The sequence below is a fragment of the Halomonas sp. AOP13-D3-9 genome, assembly GCF_052379125.1.
In the GTDB taxonomy this organism is placed as follows: domain Bacteria; phylum Pseudomonadota; class Gammaproteobacteria; order Pseudomonadales; family Halomonadaceae; genus Vreelandella.
In genome coordinates this window covers 203,670-224,542 of the sequence record NZ_JBQSYH010000004.1, presented here as the reverse complement: position 1 = coordinate 224,542, position 20,873 = coordinate 203,670, and the positions used below count along the sequence as shown (strand labels likewise).

Genomic DNA, 20,873 nt, shown 5'->3' with positions numbered 1-20,873 from the left:
ACGGCTTATTCAAACGTTAATGGTTAAGCGCCTACTCAGCGGTGAACTTGTCGATTAACTGTCGGGCTTCGTTATATAGCGCTTCACCATCGAGCCCTTTCTCTTCGGCATCGGCGATCCACTCCTCAGCCACTTCCTGTCCCACGGCTTGCCAACGGGCAGTCTCTTCACTATCTAGCTGGGTAATCGTGCCGGGCTGTTCGCCATCCTGAATGGCCTGGATCTGCACCTGGTCAGCGTCATCCATGATCTGACCTATTTTGCGGGCCTCTTGAATGCCGGAGTGAGCGTCGATAATCGCTTGTAGATCGGCGGGCAGCGCGTCGTATTTACGCTGGTTCATGGCGACGATCATCATCGTGGTATAGAGCGCATGATCACCGCTGAAGACCGTATGTTCGGTGGTAATATCCGCTAACCCCATGGCGGTAATGGCTTCAAAAGGGATCACCGTTCCATCCAGTACTCCCCGTGATAGCGCCTCCAGTGCCTGGGCGACCGGCATACCAATAGGCTCAGCACCCAACTTGGCTAAATAGCGATTCACCAACCGGCTAGGGCCACGCATCTTGAGCCCCTCTATGTCGTCGAGTGATTCAATACGTGTCTCTTTGGTGTGCAGTGCGCCAGGACTATGGGTATGGACGGCGATGGGGTAGACACCGGCTAACTCATCCTGCATGTACGTCATTGCATACTCATGGGCGGCCTGGCTTGTTGCCGCACCGGTGGTGGGTATAAACGGCAAGTCGAAGACCTCTGCCCTAGGGAAGCGACCAGCGTTATAGCCCAGCACCGTCCAGATAATATCCACCTGACCATCTTTCGCTTGGTCATAGAGCGACGGGGGCGTACCGCCCAGCTGCATTGAGGGGTAGAGCTCAACCTCCAAGCGCCCGTTGGACTCCTCCTCAATGGCCTCTTTCCAGGGAATAAAATACTCCTGGTGAACGGGCGCTGAAGATGGGAAGAAATGATGCAGCCTAAGCGTGTACTCGGCCTCCTGGGCGCTGGCCTGCCCAGCGCCCAAGACAAGAGGTATGGAGATGGCTAATGCGAGTAAACGCCGGGGTAGCCTTGAAGTAGTCTGCTGTGTCATGAGAAGTACCTCGTTGTGTTTGTTATGTTTGCTGTGGCCAATGGCTAAACGACTGAGCACGGAGCCTTAATTCACCGCGAATAAATCAATCAAAACGTTCTCACGGGTACGCTCGGCAGCGCCGATAAAGATCGTGCGTGTTAGCCAGGCGTAGTCCGGGCTGGAGGTATAAAAGCGCGGCGTGGTGTGAAAGTAATACTCATTAGGAGCAACGGGCTCCCCGCGCTGAAGGCGCTGCATAACCTCAGCCGAACCATGCCGAAATCCGGTGTTCTCCACTTCGATGCGCTCGCCACTATCGGTTTCTAGAAAGTAGCGGGCATGCAGTTCGGCCACCCCATCGGTACGCAGGGTCTGCCAATCGCCACCGCCAGGCAGTACCACGCCGTTCAACCGCTCACCACACACTTGGCCGCCGGAGATGGCAATGAAGCGACGCTTGCCTTGAGCGTTTTCACCCAGCTCCAGCGGGGCATCGACGTCAACCGTTAAGCGCGCGATAAAAGCTGCTGTCGGCATTCGTTGAGTCGCGTCTTGGGACATGTCCAACTCCCTTGGTCAATTGATTAAGTAAACGAAGCCAAGCGAGATGGCGGGGAAGAGCACCAGCAAAATAATGCGAATAAGATCGGCCGCTAAAAAAGGCAGAATGCCTTTAAAGGTTTCCGTTAAGGGAATGCGGGGAGCCATGGAGTGGATAATAAAGATATTCAGCCCCACCGGCGGCGTGATCATGCCAACCTCGACGACCACCAGCGCTAAAATACCGAACCATATCGCCACATCCGTTGCGGGCATGCCGAAGTCCATCCCCGTGACGATAGGAAGAAAGATAGGCACGGTGAGCAGGATCATCGAGAGGCTGTCCATAAAGCAGCCAAGCACCAAATAACAGAACAGAATGCCGGCCAGAACCACCCAGGGGCTGATCTCGAGCCCCACTATCCAACCGGCGGTAAGCTGTGGTAGTTGAGTCAGGGCAAGGAAGCTATTGAAGACACTGGCGCCCAGTACGATGAAGAAGATCATCGCCGAGGTCACCGCGGTATCAAGGACGCAGTCCCGCAGGCCGTTCCAGCGCAGCCCGCCTCGCGTTATTGCCAGTGCACCGGTGGAGACCGCACCGACAGCGGCGGCTTCGGTAGGCGTAAAGATGCCGGTATAGATGCCCCCAATCACCACGATAAAGATCGCCGCTCCTGGCCACACCTCCAGCAGCGAACGCCAGCGCTCACCGCGAGATGCTTTTGCCTTACTCGGCGCACTGTCAGGAAAAAATCGCACGTAAAGCGAGATGGCCAGCATATAACTGAACACCGCTAACAACCCCGGCACCAGGGCGGCGGCAAACATTTCGTTAATGTTCTGTTCGGCCAGGATGGCGTAGATAACCAGCACCACAGAGGGGGGAATCAAAATACCCAGGGTGCCGCCAGCTGCCAAGGCACCGGTCGCCAGGCTGCCGCGGTAGCCCTGGCGTTCCATCTCGGGCAGCGCTACCTGGGTCATGGTCGCGGCGGTCGCCAGCGAAGAACCACAAATGGCCCCAAACGCACCACAGGCGCCAATCGTGGACATCGCCAGCCCACCACGACGGTGGCCCAGCCAATCGTTGGCCGCCTGGAACATGGCTCGGGAGAGCCCCGCTCTCGCCGCGAACTGCCCCATAAGCAGGAACAGCGGAATGATGGATAGCGTATGGCTGGAAAAGTGCTCGTAAGGAAGTGACTTTAAGCCATTTAAAATGCCCATCGGGCCGGTGATCAGCATCATCCCTACGGCACCCACCACCAGCATGGCCAGGCCGATAGGAATACGCGTCGCCATCATGAACAGCAGCACCACAAAACCGCTAGCGCCCAAAGTGAGAGGTGTCATCACAGGTCTCCTTGGGCGGAATTTTCTTTAACTTGAGCTTGAGTCGAATCGGGCTGTTGCGGGTTGTAAGTAAACGCATCGCAGGTGCGATACAAGCAGACAAGCGTCAACAGCGCGAAACCCACCAGGCCGCCGACATACCCCCACCAGAGCGGTATATCCAGCAGCATGCTGGTTTCCATATAGCGTCGTTTATCGAGCAAGCCGTGATAGAGGCGCCAGGTCATTAACCCTGCGACTACCAAAAAGAGCGTTTCGGCGACAACGGCGAGCAGGCGTTGAACCATGGCCGGCGCGTGCATGACCAGTAAATCCACCGTGACATGCCCACCGCGAAGATGGCAGTAAGGTAAAAACAGAAAAACGGCAATGGCAGTCCCCATTTCCACCAGCTCATAATCGCCAGTGATGGGGCCCACCCACGCCAGCATGGTTGTATCGCTTAACACTGGTGCACTGGCTACCCACCGGCCAAGAATGCTAACGACGGTGATGATAGCGAGTGCTGTGATCAATAATCCGCCGCTTATCGCGGCAACCCTACAGGGTATCTCAAGGCTACGGCGCATCAATGCAGTGCCGATTGTCGGTACCGTCGCTAAGCTGCTCATCGTTTCGTCTCTTGTTTTTGGAGTTCGCTGTATGGCTGAAACCTACCTTGCGCTATACACCGCGAGACCGTCACAACCAAACTAGTTACTTAATATAAGTAATTGTCTTTGAGGGAGCATGCAAGCGTTGCCGACAAAAATACGCCTAAAGTTTTATTCCTCAATGGTTTCTGCTGCGTATATTTTCACTAAAAGAGACAGCAGCTGACGCCGCTCAATCTCACTAAGTGATTGAGTTGCATTGATATCGCTCTGCTCAGCCAGCTCCTTTAGCTGTTCGGTTAAGGCTTCGCCTTTTTTGCTAAGAAAAATCCCGTGGGAGCGCTTATCTCGCTTACAGCGCACCCGCAAAGCCAGCCCTCTTTCCTCTAGATTATTAATTAAGCTAACGATTCTGGGCGGATCAATGTCCAACACCTTGGCTAAATTGGTTTGAGTGATGCCAGGATAGCCTTCAATCACCACGAGCGAAGAGAACTGGGCAGGGCGTATCTCATGCTCCTGCATGGCCTCATTAAAATGTTTAAAAACAGCAAGCTGAGCCCTTCTCAAGGCGTAACCAAGGCGATTTTCAAGCACCAGACCGGCGACAGAAGTCGGCTCTTTTTCGTCAGGCTCAACTTGCTGAATAGACGTGCCCTTTTTAGATATGGCCATGCGTTAATTCCTATCTCATTTAAATAATTACAACTATGGTCTTAAATCAGCATCCTAGCTAATCATCTAGTTAACAACTATAACTATATTCGCCAAGATGACAGCACACAACAAATCCAAGATTTTTCGCTATGGAGCTATTCATGTCACTCCCCCCTCCGCTGACTAACACCACCTTCCATGAGTACCGGCTACACGGGGGCGATGTTCCCAGTTATCCCAGCAGCATGACCCAGCGCCTAACTCATTGGGCAAGCGAAACACCACTGAGCCCCTTTTTGGCTGAGCGAGAAGAGGGTCGACACAGGTGGCGAACGCTAACCTTCGGTGAAGCAATGCCGCAAGTGATTCGTCTGGCACAAGCGCTGATTGATCATGGCCTGTCGACGGAGCGGCCGCTGATGGTGCTGTCGGGAAATAGCATCGAACATGCTCTCCTTGCCTGTGCCGCCATGCATGTGGGTATTCCTTACGTGCCGGTGTCGCCCTCTTACGCCCTGCTGTCGGAAGATTTCGTTAAGCTGCAGCATGTGGTGGAACTGGTGACCCCAGGGATGCTATTTGTCGATGAGGAGGCGCGCTTTATCCGGGCACTGACGGCCGTTTGCGATGATGGCGTTACCTGTGTAGCCAAGATACCCGCGCAGCGAGCCCTGGCCTTTGATTCACTCGCCGCGGCGCCAGCGACTGCCGATGTGGAGAGTGCCCACGCCCGCGTAACGCCTGACACTATCGCCAAACTACTGTTTACCTCAGGGTCGACAGGGCTGCCCAAGGCAGTGATCAATACCCACCGCATGCTGTGTAGCAATCAAGCCATGCTAGCGAAACGGCTAAGCTTTCTAGAGCAGCACACCCCGGTGTTAGTCGACTGGCTACCCTGGCACCACACCTTCGGTGGCAATACCATTTTGGGGATGGCGATCCACAACGGGGGCGCTTTATATATTGATGATGGCAACCCCACCGCTCAAGGGGTGCAGCGAACCATCGAGAACCTACGCGAAGTGTCGCCCACGTTTTACTGCAATGTCCCCAAGGGGTTCGAGGCGCTGGTCGAGCATTTGCGCAACGATGACTCCCTGCGCGAGGCCTTTTTCCGCGACCTGGAAATGCTGCACTTCGGTGGTGCCGTGCTACCCGCCCATGTGCGCGCTGCTCTGGAAGCGTTAGGCGAACAGACTCGCGGCACCCCCGTTCCCATGTTAACGGGCCTGGGCTCCACCGAAGCATGCCTGGCATTTTGCACCGAAGAACCCAGCGATACACCGGGACTGATCGGGAAGCCCGTGCCAGGCATGACGCTGAAGCTAGTGGCGACGGACGATAAATGGGAGGCGCGCCTTAAGGGCCTCAATATCACACCAGGCTACTGGCGCGACACACAGCGAACCAGTGAGGCGTTTGACCACGAAGGCTACTACCGCACCGGGGATGCTATGCGCCTAATTGACCCCGACCACCCCGAGCGTGGGCTAATCTTTGATGGCCGACTAAGCGAGAACTTCAAGCTGGTGACCGGCACCTGGGTCAATGTGGGCACCCTGCGCCTGCAACTTGTGGAACACTTCGCCCCGCTGGTACAGGACATAGTGGTGATCGGCGAAGGGCGTGACTACCTGACGGGAATCGTCGTGTTGAACCTTCCCGCCTGTGAGCAGCAGCTTGGCTCAGCGGATATCTCCCTTGATGCGCTGGCCACCAACGCCAGCCTGCACCAGTGGTTCGCGCAGCGCCTGGCTACCCACTGCCGCGGCCAGTCAAGCTCCATGCGTTTAGAGCGCCTATTGCTACTCGACCAACCGCTTTCCGTTGACCGTGGCGAACTGACCGACAAGGGCTCGGTGAATCAACGACTCGTGCGCGAGCGCTACTCGGATCTCGTGGCTTGTCTCTATGCTGAGCCACCCCACGATCCACGCATCATCCTACCCTCGACTAACTCAGCGTCTTAATAGCGAGACTTTTTAACATCAAGACAGCAGCCATTACCACTGGAGCGCATGGGCGGCCCTATGCCGCTCGCTACGCTATTCTGGGAGAATAACTATGACACGCGGGCACTACACGGCATTTGAGGATACCCATTTAGTTGCCGCTGTACGCACACCGTTCACCGACCTGAACGGTGCGCTGGGGGCGATCTCGCCCACTGACCTGGGCATCAAGGTCGCCAAGGAAGTGCTCAACGTGAGCGGTGTGGCACCGACAGACGTTGATTCAGTGATCGCTGGATCCGTGGCCCAAGCGAGTTTCGATGCCTATTTACTTCCTCGTCATATTGGGTTGTATGCGGGCGTCCCCCAGGAGGTTCCTGCCCTGCACGCGCAGCGCGTCTGCGGCACCGGCTTTGAACTGTTGAAACAAGCCGCGGAACAGATTGCGCTCGGACAAGCCAGGTGCGTGCTGTGTGTCGGCACGGAATCCATGACCCGCAACCCGATTGCAGCCTACACGCATCGCGGCGGATTCGGGCTTGGCGCACCGGTGGCCTTCAAAGACTTCCTATGGGAGGCGCTAATGGATCCGGCACCCAATGTATCGATGATTCAGACCGCCGAAACCTTAGCGCAGCGCTACGTCATCACTCGCGAGCAGGTAGATGCCTACGCCGAGCGCAGCTTCTCCCTAGCGGTCGAAGCCCAATCGCAAGGTGTCCTCTCTGCGGATATCATTGCGGTTGGAAACGAAACCTTCTCCCTCGCCGGCTATAGCGATAGGCGCATTCAGCTACCGCGTAAAATCATCCGCGTAGACCAGGATACCCATATTCGGCCTTCGCCTCGGCAGGTGTTGAGTCAATTATCGCCGGTATACGATGGGGGCCTTCAAACGGCAGGTAACAGCGCCGCCGTTGTCGACGGCGCAGCAGCAGCGCTGGTGATGGCAGGTTCGCACGCAGCCAAGTCATCTCTGGCGCGCCTCTGCGCCACGGCCGTGGTTGGCGTAGCGCCCGAAATCATGGGTATCGGGCCCGCCCCCGCCATTCGGCTACTGCTAGAATGCAGCGGCCTCACTCTCAATGATATCGACCGCCTCGAAATCAACGAGGCTCAGGGTGCACAGGTGCTCGCAGTCGCCCGTGAGCTGGATCTCGACCTAACCAAGCTCAACGTTCATGGCGGAGCTATCGCCATTGGCCACCCATTGGCCGCAACGGGCTTGCGGCTAGCAATGTCCTTGGCCCGACAACTCAAGCGTGATGGCTTGCGCTATGGCATAGCGGCCGCTTGCATTGGCGGCGGTCAAGGCATGGCCATTCTGCTTGAGCACTCAGCCGAATAAACCGCTCGTTCACGTCTTTAACCTACGCCCTTCTGTGCACGCTAGAGAAAACACCCTTTTCCATACGTGACCCAAAAAAGGCTGGCAAAGCGCCAGCCTAAAACGTGATCAAAACAGCAGTAAATCACTTACACCTTCACGTCACTGCAAAGCGTAAATCGCTAGAACTGGAAGGTGGCACTCGCCTGAAGGCGACTCGCATCATTGGAGACCCCATTCACCTGTTCGATATCCGCATGCTGGTACTCAAGACCGACTGACATGCGCTCGGTAACATCCCAAATCACATTGGCAAACCCATAGTCGAGCGTTTCGAAATGGTCGCCATAGCCTGCGGGTAGGTCTTGCTCAAGACGCGAAACGCCCACAGAACTGAACCAGCTATCCGTCCAGTAGTGATTAAGTGACAGACCAAATGCCTGGGTTTCAATAGCCTCAAGATTGTTACCGTTCACATAGACGTCAGGTGCGTTACGGTGACCTACGTTGCCAGGGTTACCCATATAGTTACCGATACCCTCACCGAAGGTGGCACTGCCGCGCAAACTGGTGGAGGCATTAAAGGGCAAATTAAACTGCGCCTGCACCCCATAGCCGGTGACTTCGTCATCAATGGTATTGGTGATGTTATTGGTCGAAAGTTGACGCGCTATCCCGGAGAGCGCAAATAAGCGCTTATATTCATAGCGCAGCGTCAAATCGGGAAGCTGACTCTCCCCGTCGGCCACTGAAGCATCATTGCGGGCAATAACCGTAGTGGGGTTTTCCAGGGCAACAGAGAAACTCCCCTCCCCAACAGGCTGGGTATAGCGCAACTGAGCCTGCCGCTCAAAGGCGTAGCCCTTAGGATCCCCTAGTGCCAGGGTACGTGTTCCGCCCACGAAGCTCATAAAATTTGACCACGTTTGCCCGGCGAGAAACCCGTTCAGTTCGCCATACGCATGGCGCAGCCCGAACTTACCATCGGGCACAAAATGCCCTTCGAAGTAAGTGGTTAAACGCCCATAGTCAGTGGCGGTGTGGGTGCGGAAATTCAGGCGGGACTCATAGGCCGTAAAGCTGGTTCGACCATCGGTTCTATTTCCAGGGTTCATCACTGCGTAAGGATCCGTGGATGTCCCCAGATCGTAGTCGAAGTCGTAAAACGCATCGAGCTTAACGTACCCGCCAAAGGCGATATCTGTTTTGGTTCCTGGAATATTAATCGTTGATCGATGATTCCAGGGCGGGCCTACACGGCTTGGTTCACCGGTAACGATAGGTTGCCCCGCTTCTACAACATCAAACGCATGGGCCTGGGCAGCAAGCGCACAGGGAGCGAGAAGGGCGCATGCAACAAAGTGGTTAATTTTCATTGTTTGTCTCTGCTTTTGGTCGTAGTGGCTAGTTGTAATTGTTCTCAATGCGAACTCTGATCCGCACTACGTACTAAAGCTGCAAAAAAAACCTCCATCTGTCAATTACATTGGAGGCTATGCATCGTACTAATAATACAAGATACTGAATATAAACAATTTTATTAAGTTAATACTTTGGTTTAATTACACACTATAACTAAATTATCAGGTATTTTTATTCCGAATCGGCCAGGAGCTCAGGATACCGCAGCCCGATCAGCGCATGCTCGCGCATCAGCATTTCTGCCCTCGTCCCCTCTCCCCGTTTAAGTGACTGAAATATAAGCTCATGATGAAACTGCGCTAACTGCAGCTTTTTAAACTCTCGCTCTAAGTCATCGCTATCAATGATGATTGAGTCGGCGGCAGCGAAAGGAAGGTGATTATTTCTTGCAATAGCATCCGCCACGACACCGCTACCGATGGAATGAATGATAATGCCGTGGAAATGAGCATTAAGCTCACTCCATTGATTAATATCTGATTCTAAAAGGTATCCTTTGGCGATCAGCCGCTTTCCTTTTTGGATCCAAAATCTCAACTCCTTATCGACGTCAGGCGGCAGGCCTTGCTCCGCCAGATGCCGAGCGGCCAGCCCCTCCAGCACCCCACGAACCTCAACCGCGCAGTGCACGTCTGCTTGGGTAAATTCACGCACCATAAACCCGCGTTTGCCCGCCTGCTGCAGCAACCCCTCCTGCTCCAGAGTGCGAAAAGCCAGCCTTACCGGCGTTCTCGAAACACCCAATTGCTCCGCAACCGCGACTTCACCAAGGCGCTCCCCTGGAGCGTATGCACCCTCACTGATCAATTTTCGCAGCCGACTGACGACACTTTTATCGTTGTTACTCATTTATTTTTCCTCTCATATCAACACTGTGTGGCTAGTCATTGGCGAGCTCTACGAAAGTATAGGTTGACTGCAAAAACCTTCCTAGCCTTTACTTTGGATCCAATAATCATAATTACAACACTAAACCAAAAAGGAGTTAACCGTGACTCAACAAACACCCTTTCCAATGAACACTTGGTACGTCGCCTGCACCCCTGATGAGCTTACCGAAAAGCCACTCGGGCGAACTATTTGCAACAAGCAACTAGTTTTCTTCCGTGGTGACGAAAACCGCGTGGCCGCCGTGGAGGATTTCTGCCCCCACCGTGGCGCGCCACTTTCCCTGGGCTTTGTACGTGATGGCAAGCTGGTTTGCGGCTACCACGGCCTTGAAATGAACTGCAGCGGCAAATGCGACAGCATGCCCGGCCAGCGGGTTCGCGGCTTCCCAAGCAATCGTGCCTATCCTGTTGAAGAACGCCACGGCTTTATCTGGGTCTGGCCCGGCGACCCCGAGAAAGCGGACGCAGACCTGATTCCCGAGCTGCACTGGGCCAACAACCCCGACTGGGCGTATGGCGGCGGTCTCTACCATATTCAGTGTGAATATCGCCTGATGATCGACAACCTCATGGATCTTACCCATGAGACCTATGTGCACGCCTCCAGTATTGGCCAACCCGAGATAGAGGAAGCCGCACCGGAAACGACGGTTAACGGCAGCGAGGTGATCACCAGCCGCGAGATGGAGAATATCCCCGCGCCGCCTTTCTGGCAGGCCGCTCTAAGGGGTAATGGGCTTGCTGATGACGTCCCCGTCGACCGCTGGCAAATTTGCCGCTTTACGCCCCCCAGCCACGTCTTAATCGAAGTCGGCGTGGCCCACGCGGGCAATGGCGGCGCTAAAGCACCGGCGGATGTGAGAGCGTCCAGCATCGTGGTCGACTTTATCACTCCTGAGAGTGACACCTCTATCTGGTACTTCTGGGGCATGGCCCGTAACTTCAAGCCGGAAGATCAGGCGCTCACCGACAAGATCCGCGAGGGCCAGGGCAAGATCTTCGAAGAAGATCTTGAGATGCTAGAGGCACAGCAGCGCAACCTGCTCAAATACCCCGACCGCCAACTGCTGAAACTCAATATTGATGGCGGGGGCGTGCAAGCGCGCCGCATTATTGATCGCATCTTAAAAGAGGAGCAGGCCGAGCAACCCCAGGAGGCAACGGCATGAGCCACCCCTCTCTATCGCTTATTGTCGAGGTAAAAGCTCGCCATGAGGAGGCGCTGGGCATTGCCACCTTTGAGCTTGCCGACCCGCACGGCCGACCGCTGCCCCCCTTTAGCGCCGGCGCCCATATTGACGTCCAGGTGAAAGAGGGGGTAATCCGGCAATACTCGCTGTGCAACCACTCTGAAGAGCGGGATCGCTACTTGATCGGCGTGTTGCGTGATGAGGCCTCCAGAGGAGGCTCCATCGCCATGCACGATGAGATTAAAGTGGGCAGCCTGCTACTCATTAGCGCGCCCAAAAACCACTTCCCGCTTAAACCCGCAAAGCGCACTTACCTGCTGGCGGGCGGGATTGGCATCACTCCGCTGCTGTGTATGGCGGAGCGATTAGCGCGTACTGATGCGGATTTCGAGCTGTACTACTGCGCCCGCTCCGCCGAGCGCATGGCCTTTCGTGAGCGTATCAACACATCAGGTTTCGCCGATAGAGCCTACTTCTACCTGGACGATGATGACGCGTCCCCAACCCTCGATCTGGAAAAACTGCTTAGTGAGCCCGAGGCTGATGCACAGGTCTACGTCTGCGGCCCTAGTGGTTTTATTAACGCCGTCATATCAACAGGCAAACAGTGTGGCTGGCCAGCTGACCAACTGCACACCGAGTACTTTACCGGCGCGGAAACAACCAGCGAAGACGACGGCAGTTTCGAGGTGCGTATCGCCAGCAGCGGCGCCGCCTTTACCGTGCCCGCCGATAAAACCGTCTACCAAGTACTGGCTGAAAATGGCATCGATATCATGGTGTCCTGCGAGCAGGGGGTATGCGGCACCTGCCTCACCCGGGTGCTCGAAGGCGAACCCGACCACCGGGATTTATACCTGGATGACGATGAGCACGCGGCCAACGATCAATTCACGCCCTGCTGCTCCAGAGCCAAGAGCAAAACCCTTGTATTGGATCTTTAAATCGTCTCAAACACCGTTTCAACAAACGTTTCAAAACAATCATAAAAACGTGCCCCATTGACTAGCAATCAGGATAACGACAATGAAAAAAATACCCACCCACCTAGCCAAGGCGACTCTGTTTGGTGTGTTCGCCGTTTCATTCGTGGCCCCCGCCGTGGAAGCCAGCACGACACTGCGCGTAGCGCATGTCTGGCCGGGCGGCTCCATGATAGACCGTGAACTGTTTCAGGCCTGGGCTGAAAGTGTCGAAGAAGCGTCAGATGGGCAGCTGACAGTAGAAGTGTTCCCCAGCCAGACGCTAGCGAAATCGGCTCAAACCTACGAAAGTGCTGTCAGCGGTATCGCCGATATTGGCGCCTCTGCCCAGGGTTATACGGCGGGCCGCTTTCCCCTCACGCAAGTCGTCGAGCTGCCGGGGGTGTCAGCAAGCGCCCGACAAGGGGCCTGTATTCTCCAGTCGCTTTACGATCAGGGATACTTTGAACAGGAGTACGCCGACACACGCCCGCTGTTCCTGTTTACCACCGGCCCCGGTTACCTGCATACCAAAAACCAGCTGATTGAAACACCGGCTGATCTCGAGGGCCTTCGCCTACGCCGCCCCACGCCCGTGGTGGGTGATATGTTCGAGCGCCTTGGCGCCCAGGCGGTGGGCATGCCAGCGCCGGATGTGTTTACCTCCATGCAGCGTGGCGTCGTCGACGGCCTCAGTTTCAACTGGGAAGGCATGAAGACTTTCCGGCTAAACGAACTGGCGCAGTACCACACCGAAGTCCCCCTGTATGACCTTTCGCTGTTCGCCACCATGAGCCAGCGCAGTTACGACAGCCTGCCAGCCGATTTGCAGCAGGTGATTGATGACCACAGCGGCTTGGAGTGGTCACTTCGCGCAGCGGAAGTTTACGACGAGATGATACGCCAAGGCCGTGAAGAAGCCGTTGAAGCGGGGCATGAGTTTGTGGTCATTGAAGACGCCCTTGAAGACCCCGAATGGGGCCCTGTGCTGCAGCAAACCATTGATGATTACTTGGAGGAGGTTGGCGGCGCTGCCAACGACATCTACGAAGCTGCGATGGATTTACAGCAAAGCTGTCAGGTTTAGATTTGAAGCTATAACAAAAGGGCAGCCATATCAGGCTGCCCATTGTTCTTACCTACTCAATTGATAAACACCACATTCCCCAAATGATTCGCCTATCACTAACCGTCCAACGACTCCGTTCAATGCCTGACTCCTTCCACAACTGTCATTCCGCATAAGCGCTACGGCTGAACCTTGGCACTGCTCGACGCCGTAATAATCTCACCACCATGATCCGTTTTGCAGCCCAGATACGCTGTGGGCTTACCATCATAATTGGAGTGGCTGGAGCCTTCGATGATGGTGGCGCCGCAACTCGTTTTATCACCCACCCGCGCCACGGGCTGGCCCTCTACGTTAGAGGGCGAACCGGAGACAATTTCCGTGGTGCCGTGACCGTGGATGGGGCAGCGGTGTAGATCGCCTTTGCGTGCGATGGGTTTCATCGGCAGATTTCCCACTGGCCATCGCGGCGGATAAAGTAAGGCCTTACTCTGCTTGAAACATCATTCTCTTGAACATGGTTAAACCTTATCGGGACTTGGACGCCTTCCGTTGTTAGCCATGCCACGCGATTATCTGCTCCTAAGTTCAACGTCATCGGCTCGTCAGGAAAAGGGTTCAATTGATAAAGGTCTGGGTTATCAAAATACATGGTATAACTGAACCGATCCCGTACGTAGGCTTCCGGGGTACCCGAGGCTAAAGCCAACTCCTCGGTTCTGGTGGATGCGGCGTCCAACAAGGCTTCATTATCACCCGCCGCAAACAGCGCATGTAGCCGACGGTACTCGCGGGTCAGGCTGTCGCGAGTAGTGTCGTTGTCTTTTAGAACATCGCCCTCTTCCCAGCACCAGGTCGGCATGGGTTGGCGGTTGGTAAAGGGTACTTCCAATCTGAAGTAGTCCGCGTCCCACTGGATTGCATCGGCCACTACACGCAGAGGTGCATTATCATCCACCTTCACTACCTCTGGTGCCGGATTATCCTGGCCAGGCCGCAGAACCACTTCAAAGGCCGTTTTGGCTTCAATATTGGGATTCTGGCCAGGCTCCCAATACTCCAATGAAAGGCGTAACTCATGGTGGGATTCAAAGGGGACTGCAGAAGGCACGGGCCAGGCATAAAACTGAACTTCGTTACGACCATTACGAATATACTCCGTGGCAGGCAGCATCATGTTTTGCTCGCTTGGCACCCCTTTAAAATCAAGCATTATGTTCTGCATATCTACTGAAGAGGCCAACCCATTAACGCTCCAGCGTACGCCAAACTGATACTCGGTTTCCTGTGCCATGGCTGGTGCACCAGTAAGTGTCAGCGCAACAAGCCAACAGTAAGCTATCCATTTCTTCATGCTATCAAATGCCTTGGCCAACTCTATAAACTGACACGACCCTTTAAGGCTCCACCTTGGCACTGCTCGATGCGGTAATAATCTCACCACCATGATCGGTTTTGCAGCCCAGGTAGGCGGTGGGCTTACCATCATGGTTGGAGTGGCTGGAACCTTCGATGATGGTGGCGCCGCAGCCGGTTTTATCACCCACCCGCGCCACAGGCTGGCCCTCTACCTGAGAGGGCGAACCGGAGACAATTTCCGTGGTGCCGTGGCCGGGAATGGGGCAGCGGTGTAGGTCACCTTGACGGGCGATGGGTTTCATCGGCAGATTTCCCACTGGCCATCGCGCCGGATGAAGTAAGGTCTAATAAACGTAGCGGCGTCTCCCTGACCCACATGGCTAAACACAATGGGAACATTAACCCCCTCGGTTGTTAGCCAGGCCACACGATTATCTGCTCCCAAGTTTAGCGTCATAGGCTCTTCGGGGAAATCGTCTAACTGGTAAATATCAGGATTATCGAAATACATGTTGTAACTGAACCGATCCCGCACATAAGCTTCCGGGGTACCCGAAGCCAGAGCGAGCTCTTTTGTCCTTGTCGATGCGGCCGCTAACAGGGCATCGTTATCGCCCGCTGCAAACAGCGCATGTAGCCGACGGTATTCGCGGGTCAGACTATCACGGGTATCGTCGTTGTTCTTTAGAACATCGCCCTCTTCCCAGCACCATGTGGGCATCTGCTGGCGGTTATTGAACGCGACTTCCAATGTATCGTTATCCTCGTTACGATTAAAACGAATACCGTTTTGCCGTGGCTGTAAAGGGGCTTCTGGCTCCATAGAAATGACTTCGGGTTCTGCATTATCCTGACCAGGCATCATGACAACTTCAAAAGCAGTTTTCGCATCGGTGTTAGGGTTGTCACTCGGCTCCCAATAAAGTAACGATACTCGTAGCTCGTGATCAGACTCATATTCAAGCGGCCACGTATATAACTTGACCGTATTCTTACCATTTTTGATGTATTGGGAAATCGGCAAGCGCGTATCTAGGTGGCTCGGCGTACCGGAGAAATTTAGCATAATATCTTGTATGTCAATCGAAGAGGTTAAGCCATTAACGCTCCAGCGAACGCCAAACTGATACTCGGTTTCCTGTGCCATTGCCTGTGCCCCCATAGTGAGTAATACCGATAAAACAAAAGTGATCAATAATTTCATGTGATGCCTTTAACCTGCGTTGTTAAATGGATGAAACGAACCCATCCAGCTATCGGCCAAGCGGTAGCTATTGGCCGTACCATCCGCTTGCCAATGAGTACCGTCGTCTGTCTCAACCACTTGGGAACTGCTGTGCTGACTTTGGCGGCTTCGACCATCAGCACCTGGGTTGCGGCTCTCTACAGTGTCACCATCCGCCTTTTTATACCCCTGCACACTCAGCATCGCACCGGCGTGGGCAAGCTGGTAGCCCCACTGGCCGTTCTCGATGGCAATCGCGATACTGCCGCTGGTCGCTACCTGAACGCCGTACTTGAACACGGTTCGCTCGGTGAACAAGCTGTCGAAGTACCCCATCATACCGCCGCTGACCAGCGCACTTAGCGTGATACTCACTTGCCCTTCCGGCTTCTCGAAGGCGTTGGCCTGTACGTTGTAGGTGGCACGGAGCATGTGGTTGCCGAGCGTATCTTCTGTGCCTTCGGGGCCAACCCCTAGCCCAACTTCCATGAACAGAGCAGGCATGAACTGGCCTTCGGCAAAGTACACATCAAAACCATCTTCGACACTTTCCAGAAACGTGACGAGCGCAGCGCCACCGCCGGTTCCCCTGGCGGCTATTTTCAATGCTTCGTAGATATCGAGCTGTACCCCGCACTCATACGCTAACGAAAGCCCCGGTGTAATTTCCCAGCTCGTTCCGGGGCCACCGCTCTCTTCCACCTGCTCAGTGGTCGCGCCCAGCATTAACTCCGGGCCACGGGTGTAGAAGCTGAATAGTTTGCTATCGTCATTTTCTGTGCCACTCAGGTTTTTGGCGATACGTTGCGACGCCTCGGTCAGAGTGCCAATAAATCGCTCAACCGTGTTTTGCTGTTGCCGCTGGTTCTCTGCTTGGCGAAGCGAGGGGCCGGTATCGAGGGTCTCGGTTTCGCTGGGACTTTTACCCACAGTGATGGTTGTGTTTTTAGCGCCACATACGACGGTGAGGTCAGCGTGGATGCCCCAGCCTTGCCGTGCCGTTACCTGCCTTACCCGCGACCCCATGCTCTGTTCTGCGGCGATCATACGGCCTTCCCTTTTTTCGACCGGGCGGGTATCGATCGTAGGCGGCGCGATGGTCACCAAGCCATCGAACTTTAGCTGTGGTAGCGTCACTGTCGTGAAATGGAAGTCGTTCGTGCCGTCGTAACTGATGCGAAAGCGCTCTTCGTTTACCATGGCGGTACGGTTCATGAGTACATTCAGCAACATGACGGCGGCTTTAAAGGCGAGCTCTTCATTCGTAGAGACCACCCCCATCAGAACGCTGGGTAGGGTGATGGGCGGAACGGGCTGGGTCATCACCGTAAAATCAACGGTGGAGGTCGCTCCTGAGGCGAGCGCAGTACCGTTAATCTCGTCGGTCCAATAGAGCGTGTGCTGCTCATGGGGGCAGTTGCTGGCCAGCTCGATCGTTACTTGGCCTTCATCCTTGAGCTGCGTACCGGCTAGAAAATCTTCGAAGGTTCCCTCGCCCGTCACAAACTGATCCGCAACGAAGTATATTTTACAGTCCGTAGCAAAGAGTTCATTTTCTCCTTGCAGTACTACGCGGGTATTCTCACCTCCGTGACAAACGACCTCCACCTGTTCGATACAGGGGGTCAGTGAGGCACACTCAACGCACATGGCGCCAAATTCAGGATCCTGACGGCTTTCTTCGTCTGCGGGTTCCGGCGGAATCGGGCTTTCCGTGAGTGCTTGCCCATCATTTGCCAAGAAGTCGTTGTAGTGGTTTTGGGCTGTAGCCGCTTCCAGTGCTTCACGTTGAACGTCGTCCGCCTGCATAGCATTCTGGATCGATCTTAGCGTTGTCGCGGGGCTGGAGAAGCGCTCCGGTTGGTTTTCCACTAAATACGCAATGTCTTCAATACTGGGTTGATAGCTCATGGACGTTCCTCGTCAGCGATGGGCCGATAGTTGTCTTCATGCTCACCCGCTTGTTGATAGGGAGCTAATAGCGCATGCCGTATACGCCCTCGAGGTAGCCACTCTTCCAGTAGCTGGCACTTCCGCCAGCCAGCTAGCCTTGCGTTGTCAAGAATCCGCTGAGCATCGGGGTGGCGCTGGGCAAAATCGGCGCCCATCTCCAGCACACAAATAGCCAGCGTTTGGATCTGTTTTTTGGACACAAGCCCATAGCGCTGCCCTAGCTGTGTGGCGTCGATCACCGCACGCATCCGCTCGCCTTCTGATACCTGGGGATAGCGCTCTTTGAGCGACCGCGCGAGGGCTTGGCTTGCTCTTGACTGTGCAAGCTCACCAAAGCGCTGATACTCCGCCTGCCCTATCGCAAACTGCCGCCCCTGGCCGTTGGCGGCACGGGCATCGTCGCTGAGGTCAATGCGCACTAGCCTTCCCTGTACTTCACGGGTATCGGTATCCAGTTCCATCGCGGGGGTGAACTCAAGTTCCGGCGGCAATGTCATCAGCGGCGAGGCTGGCACGATCAGTGTCTCTATCGGGGCCATCAAGGCGGCCAGCTTCCAGGGTTCTAAGGCTTGGCTCATGTCCAGCGCGACACGCGGGTCGTAGAAGCGGAAGTACACCGGGGCTTGGTCGTTGGCGGGCGTCCACAGCATGGTGAACTTGCGCAGGTGGCTGCGCAGTTGTTTGAGGGTGGCGTTTGATTGCAGCAATATCCCCCAATGTTGATCCTGGGGCAGGCTTTCCAGCCATTCGCGCAGGTCGCTGTCGGCTTCAAGGCGCACTAGCCAGGGGGCATAGGCTCGTGTGGCGTTATCCGTTGGGCATACAGGCAGGCGCTTTGTGCCTCAGCTTGGCTAAGTCGGGCCATGGCCTCCCGGCAGTTAACGCCATCGATCACCACCCATAGCGGTGGCTGATGATGAGCAAACAGCGCTTGCCAAGTGGACGCTTGGTAGCCCACTGGCGGGAGGGTTACTTTCGGCTCAGGCGCGGGCATTTTCTCAGGTAACAGGGCCAGCATCTCGCCATACGCCACAGGGTGTTGCGGCGAGGTGGTGTGGGCCAGTTCCACCAGCCCTTGCACCAGGACTTCGCGGCGGCAGCGCTGAAGCAGGGTTTCGATGGCGTCAAGGCGGATCAGTCCCATGCCATCCTCGTGACACTGCTGCTGTAACAGCGCCCTTACCTGGGCTTCGTCTTCGGCCAACACCGCAGCCACGGTAACGGCTTCGTCGGCGTCTTCTTCCCAGCGTCGGGTGCTGGGGGAGTGCGCCATGACATGGCAGCGAGCCAGCCAGTAGTCGGCCATTGCCATGGGTTATTCCCCTTCGAGCGGGCAGTGGGAGACAAACGGGCTGCCTTCCCCTGCAGCGGCTTCCAGCACGGCGGGAATGCTGGGCAGCGCCGCCGCGCTGGGCGATGCCGAGCCGACATTAAGTACCGGGGTGACATCCACGCTGCCACCGCCGACCACCAGCGCTGCGCCACCGGCGACCAGGGTGATTTTGCTAGCATCGAGGATCAGCTCGCCATCGGCTTTGAAAGTGATATCGCCATTGGCGTGGGTCTGGTAGCTGCCACCTACCGTTAGCCCGCGATCACCGTCCACCTGTTCGGTGTGGTTAGTGCGAACGGTGATATCACGATTGCCGTCGATGGTTTCGACGCGGTCCTTGGCGACGGCCAGGTGAGAGTTATTGCCGATGGTGGCGGTGTCGTCGAATTCGACCCGCTTCTGGCGGGAGTTGAGGACATGCAGCTCCAGGTTTTTCTGGGCATGCATGTAGATAAACTCTTCCCCGGCCTTGTCTTCAAAGCACAGCTCGTTAAAGCCTTCGCCTTGGTGGGTCTGAGTTTTGATCGCGGTGCGGGTTTTATGCTCGGGCAAGGGATACGGCGCGGTATTCGCCGCGTGATATGTGCGCCCAGTTACCAAGGGTTGGTCGGGGTCTCCTTCCAGAAAGGAAACAATCACTTCATGGCCAATACGGGGTATCGCGATGCTGCCGTAGCCTGCCCCTGCCCAGCCTTGGGACACCCGCACCCAACAGCTGGCTTTTTCATTGGGTTCTGAGTCGCGGTCCCAGGGGAACTGTACCTTGACACGACCATATTCGTCGCAGTGAATCTCTTCCCCTGAGGGACCTACGACAAAAGCTACCTGAGGTCCATCGACACGTGGTTTCACATTGGGTGTTGCCCGCCAGGCGGTGTCGCCAGGCCCTAGCACTAGCGTGTTGTGGTAGCGGGTCATCCCTGCGGTATCGCTACTGGAAATACTGTCTTCTTCCAACGCCTGGGGCTGTTCGCCGTGATGAATCACCTCGATAAGCTGCCAGTCACGATTAAGGCTGTCGTTATCATGGTCTGTCAGCGTAAAGCGAACGCCAGGGGCAAGTTCCGGCAGGTCACTCTCAGCGCGGGCGGTCACCGCTTCACGGCGCAGGTGCTCTAAGCGAATACGGGTAAACGGTTTGCCGGAGGCATCCTGTTTGTAGCGCCCGGGATAGTCGTAGTGTTCGTAGTCAGCTTGTTGGCCGTGCTCTTCCACATCATGGCCCTGATGCTCATGCAACTGTGCATAGCCTGGGGTCTTAAAACTGTAGTCCTTTAGCGTGACGGAAGAACTGGCCACCCGCGCCGTATGGCGAAGCTTACGCACATGGCGGGTGGGCGGTGCTCCCCCTGCCCGGCTGTGGTAGGTGCGCTCGCCGAGGTTTTCCAGCGTTTGAGAGGCATCGGTAAAGACCAGCCGGTGGGCGCCTGCCTCGAAGGTGTGGTAATAAAACAATCCTTCTTCAGCGGCAAGGCGCTCGATAAAGGCAAGGTCGCTCTCGCGGTATTGTACACAGTACTCACGCTCGGCCAGTTCACGGGACACGTCAAAGGTGACATCGCCCATGCCGCGTTCCTGACATAGAGTGGTGATGATATGAATGGGCGTGACTTTCTGGAAGATACGCGCATTGTGGCGCAGTGAAAGCCGCCACAACGCGGGGCGAAGCACCAGCGAGTAATAAGTACGACGGTGCCCACGGTCGCCCTGGGCAAATTCACTGACTATGCCGTGGATGTGGCGAAGTGCGTCGCCTCCTTGCCAGATGGTCAATGTGGCTTCACGATCCAACAGCTCGGCGGCACTGAGTTGACCATTGCGGCTGGCAATGTTGAGCATTAGCTCAAAGGGGCTTGAAAGGGCCTCACAGTGGGTAAAATCCACCACGGCGACATCGTCTACGCCCGGCAAGGTAAGGGTAAAGGAAAGGCCATTACCGTTTGCCATCGCACGACTCCCAG

General features: G+C 55.6%; 20 protein-coding genes. 5 read left to right on the top strand and 15 right to left on the bottom strand.

Going from position 1 to position 20,873, the window contains the following annotated elements:
• Positions 1-31: 31 nt before the first annotated feature.
• The 5 genes from ACT3UM_RS06235 to ACT3UM_RS06215 all read right to left on the bottom strand — a co-directional run bounded on the left by ACT3UM_RS06235 (position 32) and on the right by ACT3UM_RS06215 (position 4,245).
• On the bottom strand, positions 32-1,099 hold the full coding sequence (locus ACT3UM_RS06235; protein ID WP_498897080.1) for a TRAP transporter substrate-binding protein: 1,068 nt from the start codon (positions 1,097-1,099) through the stop codon (positions 32-34).
• A gap of 66 nt (positions 1,100-1,165) precedes the next feature.
• A complete protein-coding gene (locus ACT3UM_RS06230) occupies positions 1,166-1,642 on the bottom strand; it encodes a DUF3237 domain-containing protein (protein ID WP_498897078.1) in 477 nt (158 codons plus the stop codon).
• A gap of 15 nt (positions 1,643-1,657) precedes the next feature.
• Complete coding sequence (locus tag ACT3UM_RS06225) at positions 1,658-2,977, bottom strand: TRAP transporter large permease (RefSeq protein ID WP_498897076.1); 1,320 nt, start codon at positions 2,975-2,977, stop codon at positions 1,658-1,660.
• Entirely contained in the window at positions 2,977-3,588 is a 612-nt protein-coding gene (locus ACT3UM_RS06220; protein WP_081899117.1) for a TRAP transporter small permease, read from the bottom strand. Before ACT3UM_RS06220 ends, ACT3UM_RS06225 begins: the two co-directional genes overlap by 1 nt.
• Positions 3,589-3,741: 153 nt before the next feature.
• Complete coding sequence (locus tag ACT3UM_RS06215; RefSeq protein ID WP_498897074.1) at positions 3,742-4,245, bottom strand: MarR family winged helix-turn-helix transcriptional regulator; 504 nt, start codon at positions 4,243-4,245, stop codon at positions 3,742-3,744.
• Between the two features lie 143 nt (positions 4,246-4,388).
• Here ACT3UM_RS06215 and ACT3UM_RS06210 point away from each other — a divergent pair, with 143 nt between their 5' ends.
• Positions 4,389-6,200, top strand: coding sequence for a feruloyl-CoA synthase (locus ACT3UM_RS06210; RefSeq protein ID WP_498897072.1), 1,812 nt, complete (start codon positions 4,389-4,391; stop codon positions 6,198-6,200).
• Positions 6,201-6,294: 94 nt separating this feature from the next.
• Complete coding sequence (locus ACT3UM_RS06205; RefSeq protein ID WP_498897070.1) at positions 6,295-7,530, top strand: thiolase family protein; 1,236 nt, start codon at positions 6,295-6,297, stop codon at positions 7,528-7,530.
• A gap of 161 nt (positions 7,531-7,691) precedes the next feature.
• On the opposite strand, the gene ACT3UM_RS06200 is transcribed toward ACT3UM_RS06205, so the two are convergent.
• Positions 7,692-8,885, bottom strand: a complete 1,194-nt coding sequence (locus ACT3UM_RS06200; protein ID WP_498897068.1) for a DcaP family trimeric outer membrane transporter — start codon at positions 8,883-8,885, stop codon at positions 7,692-7,694.
• 217 nt (positions 8,886-9,102) lie between these two features.
• On the bottom strand, positions 9,103-9,780 hold the full coding sequence (locus ACT3UM_RS06195; protein ID WP_498897066.1) for a GntR family transcriptional regulator: 678 nt from the start codon (positions 9,778-9,780) through the stop codon (positions 9,103-9,105).
• A gap of 142 nt (positions 9,781-9,922) precedes the next feature.
• On the opposite strand from ACT3UM_RS06195, the gene ACT3UM_RS06190 reads away from it, so the two are divergent.
• The 3 genes from ACT3UM_RS06190 to ACT3UM_RS06180 all read left to right on the top strand — a co-directional run bounded on the left by ACT3UM_RS06190 (position 9,923) and on the right by ACT3UM_RS06180 (position 13,060).
• On the top strand, positions 9,923-10,990 hold the full coding sequence (locus ACT3UM_RS06190) for an aromatic ring-hydroxylating dioxygenase subunit alpha (RefSeq protein ID WP_498897064.1): 1,068 nt from the start codon (positions 9,923-9,925) through the stop codon (positions 10,988-10,990).
• Positions 10,987-11,955, top strand: coding sequence for a PDR/VanB family oxidoreductase (locus tag ACT3UM_RS06185; RefSeq protein WP_498897062.1), 969 nt, complete (start codon positions 10,987-10,989; stop codon positions 11,953-11,955). The genes ACT3UM_RS06190 and ACT3UM_RS06185 overlap by 4 nt, the downstream gene beginning before the upstream one ends.
• An 82-nt stretch (positions 11,956-12,037) precedes the next feature.
• On the top strand, positions 12,038-13,060 hold the full coding sequence (locus ACT3UM_RS06180; protein WP_498897060.1) for a TRAP transporter substrate-binding protein: 1,023 nt from the start codon (positions 12,038-12,040) through the stop codon (positions 13,058-13,060).
• Between the two features lie 161 nt (positions 13,061-13,221).
• On the opposite strand, the gene ACT3UM_RS06175 is transcribed toward ACT3UM_RS06180, so the two are convergent.
• From ACT3UM_RS06175 to ACT3UM_RS06140, 8 genes are all read right to left on the bottom strand, one after another.
• Positions 13,222-13,485, bottom strand: coding sequence for a PAAR domain-containing protein (locus tag ACT3UM_RS06175; RefSeq protein WP_498897058.1), 264 nt, complete (start codon positions 13,483-13,485; stop codon positions 13,222-13,224).
• Complete coding sequence (locus tag ACT3UM_RS06170) at positions 13,482-14,336, bottom strand: hypothetical protein (RefSeq protein ID WP_498897056.1); 855 nt, start codon at positions 14,334-14,336, stop codon at positions 13,482-13,484. Before ACT3UM_RS06170 ends, ACT3UM_RS06175 begins: the two co-directional genes overlap by 4 nt.
• A gap of 103 nt (positions 14,337-14,439) precedes the next feature.
• The gene (locus ACT3UM_RS06165; RefSeq protein ID WP_498897054.1) at positions 14,440-14,703 is read right to left on the bottom strand and encodes a PAAR domain-containing protein; all 264 of its coding nucleotides are present in this window, start codon (positions 14,701-14,703) and stop codon (positions 14,440-14,442) included.
• Complete coding sequence (locus tag ACT3UM_RS06160) at positions 14,700-15,605, bottom strand: hypothetical protein (RefSeq protein WP_498897052.1); 906 nt, start codon at positions 15,603-15,605, stop codon at positions 14,700-14,702. Before ACT3UM_RS06160 ends, ACT3UM_RS06165 begins: the two co-directional genes overlap by 4 nt.
• 9 nt (positions 15,606-15,614) lie before the next feature.
• Positions 15,615-17,537 carry a hypothetical protein gene (locus ACT3UM_RS06155; protein WP_498897050.1) on the bottom strand — a complete coding sequence of 641 codons (1,923 nt, stop codon included), beginning with the start codon at positions 17,535-17,537 and terminating at the stop codon, positions 15,615-15,617.
• Positions 17,534-18,358 carry a DUF4123 domain-containing protein gene (locus tag ACT3UM_RS06150; protein WP_498897048.1) on the bottom strand — a complete coding sequence of 275 codons (825 nt, stop codon included), beginning with the start codon at positions 18,356-18,358 and terminating at the stop codon, positions 17,534-17,536. Before ACT3UM_RS06150 ends, ACT3UM_RS06155 begins: the two co-directional genes overlap by 4 nt.
• Entirely contained in the window at positions 18,358-18,891 is a 534-nt protein-coding gene (locus ACT3UM_RS06145; protein ID WP_498897046.1) for a hypothetical protein, read from the bottom strand. Before ACT3UM_RS06145 ends, ACT3UM_RS06150 begins: the two co-directional genes overlap by 1 nt.
• Positions 18,892-18,894: 3 nt before the next feature.
• Positions 18,895-20,859: a type VI secretion system Vgr family protein gene (locus ACT3UM_RS06140; RefSeq protein ID WP_498897044.1), complete on the bottom strand. Its 1,965-nt coding sequence runs from the start codon at positions 20,857-20,859 to the stop codon at positions 18,895-18,897.
• Between the last annotated feature and the right edge of the window lie 14 nt (positions 20,860-20,873).

Bases quoted from the DNA above. Each gene is read 5' to 3' on its own strand.
- ACT3UM_RS06230 (WP_498897078.1), bottom strand. From the start codon at position 1,642: ATGTCCCAAGACGCGACTCAACGAATGCCGACAGCAGCTTTTATCGCG.
- ACT3UM_RS06195 (WP_498897066.1), bottom strand. From the start codon at position 9,780: ATGAGTAACAACGATAAAAGTGTCGTCAGTCGGCTGCGAAAATTGATC.
- ACT3UM_RS06225 (WP_498897076.1), bottom strand. From the start codon at position 2,977: ATGACACCTCTCACTTTGGGCGCTAGCGGTTTTGTGGTGCTGCTGTTC.
- ACT3UM_RS06210 (WP_498897072.1), top strand. From the start codon at position 4,389: ATGTCACTCCCCCCTCCGCTGACTAACACCACCTTCCATGAGTACCGG.
- ACT3UM_RS06175 (WP_498897058.1), bottom strand. From the start codon at position 13,485: ATGAAACCCATCGCACGCAAAGGCGATCTACACCGCTGCCCCATCCAC.
- ACT3UM_RS06165 (WP_498897054.1), bottom strand. From the start codon at position 14,703: ATGAAACCCATCGCCCGTCAAGGTGACCTACACCGCTGCCCCATTCCC.
- ACT3UM_RS06140 (WP_498897044.1), bottom strand. From the start codon at position 20,859: ATGGCAAACGGTAATGGCCTTTCCTTTACCCTTACCTTGCCGGGCGTA.
- ACT3UM_RS06205 (WP_498897070.1), top strand. From the start codon at position 6,295: ATGACACGCGGGCACTACACGGCATTTGAGGATACCCATTTAGTTGCC.
- ACT3UM_RS06145 (WP_498897046.1), bottom strand. From the start codon at position 18,891: ATGGCAATGGCCGACTACTGGCTGGCTCGCTGCCATGTCATGGCGCAC.
- ACT3UM_RS06180 (WP_498897060.1), top strand. From the start codon at position 12,038: ATGAAAAAAATACCCACCCACCTAGCCAAGGCGACTCTGTTTGGTGTG.
- ACT3UM_RS06235 (WP_498897080.1), bottom strand. From the start codon at position 1,099: ATGACACAGCAGACTACTTCAAGGCTACCCCGGCGTTTACTCGCATTA.
- ACT3UM_RS06220 (WP_081899117.1), bottom strand. From the start codon at position 3,588: ATGAGCAGCTTAGCGACGGTACCGACAATCGGCACTGCATTGATGCGC.
- ACT3UM_RS06185 (WP_498897062.1), top strand. From the start codon at position 10,987: ATGAGCCACCCCTCTCTATCGCTTATTGTCGAGGTAAAAGCTCGCCAT.
- ACT3UM_RS06200 (WP_498897068.1), bottom strand. From the start codon at position 8,885: ATGAAAATTAACCACTTTGTTGCATGCGCCCTTCTCGCTCCCTGTGCG.
- ACT3UM_RS06155 (WP_498897050.1), bottom strand. From the start codon at position 17,537: ATGAGCTATCAACCCAGTATTGAAGACATTGCGTATTTAGTGGAAAAC.
- ACT3UM_RS06215 (WP_498897074.1), bottom strand. From the start codon at position 4,245: ATGGCCATATCTAAAAAGGGCACGTCTATTCAGCAAGTTGAGCCTGAC.
- ACT3UM_RS06170 (WP_498897056.1), bottom strand. From the start codon at position 14,336: ATGGCACAGGAAACCGAGTATCAGTTTGGCGTACGCTGGAGCGTTAAT.
- ACT3UM_RS06160 (WP_498897052.1), bottom strand. From the start codon at position 15,605: ATGAAATTATTGATCACTTTTGTTTTATCGGTATTACTCACTATGGGG.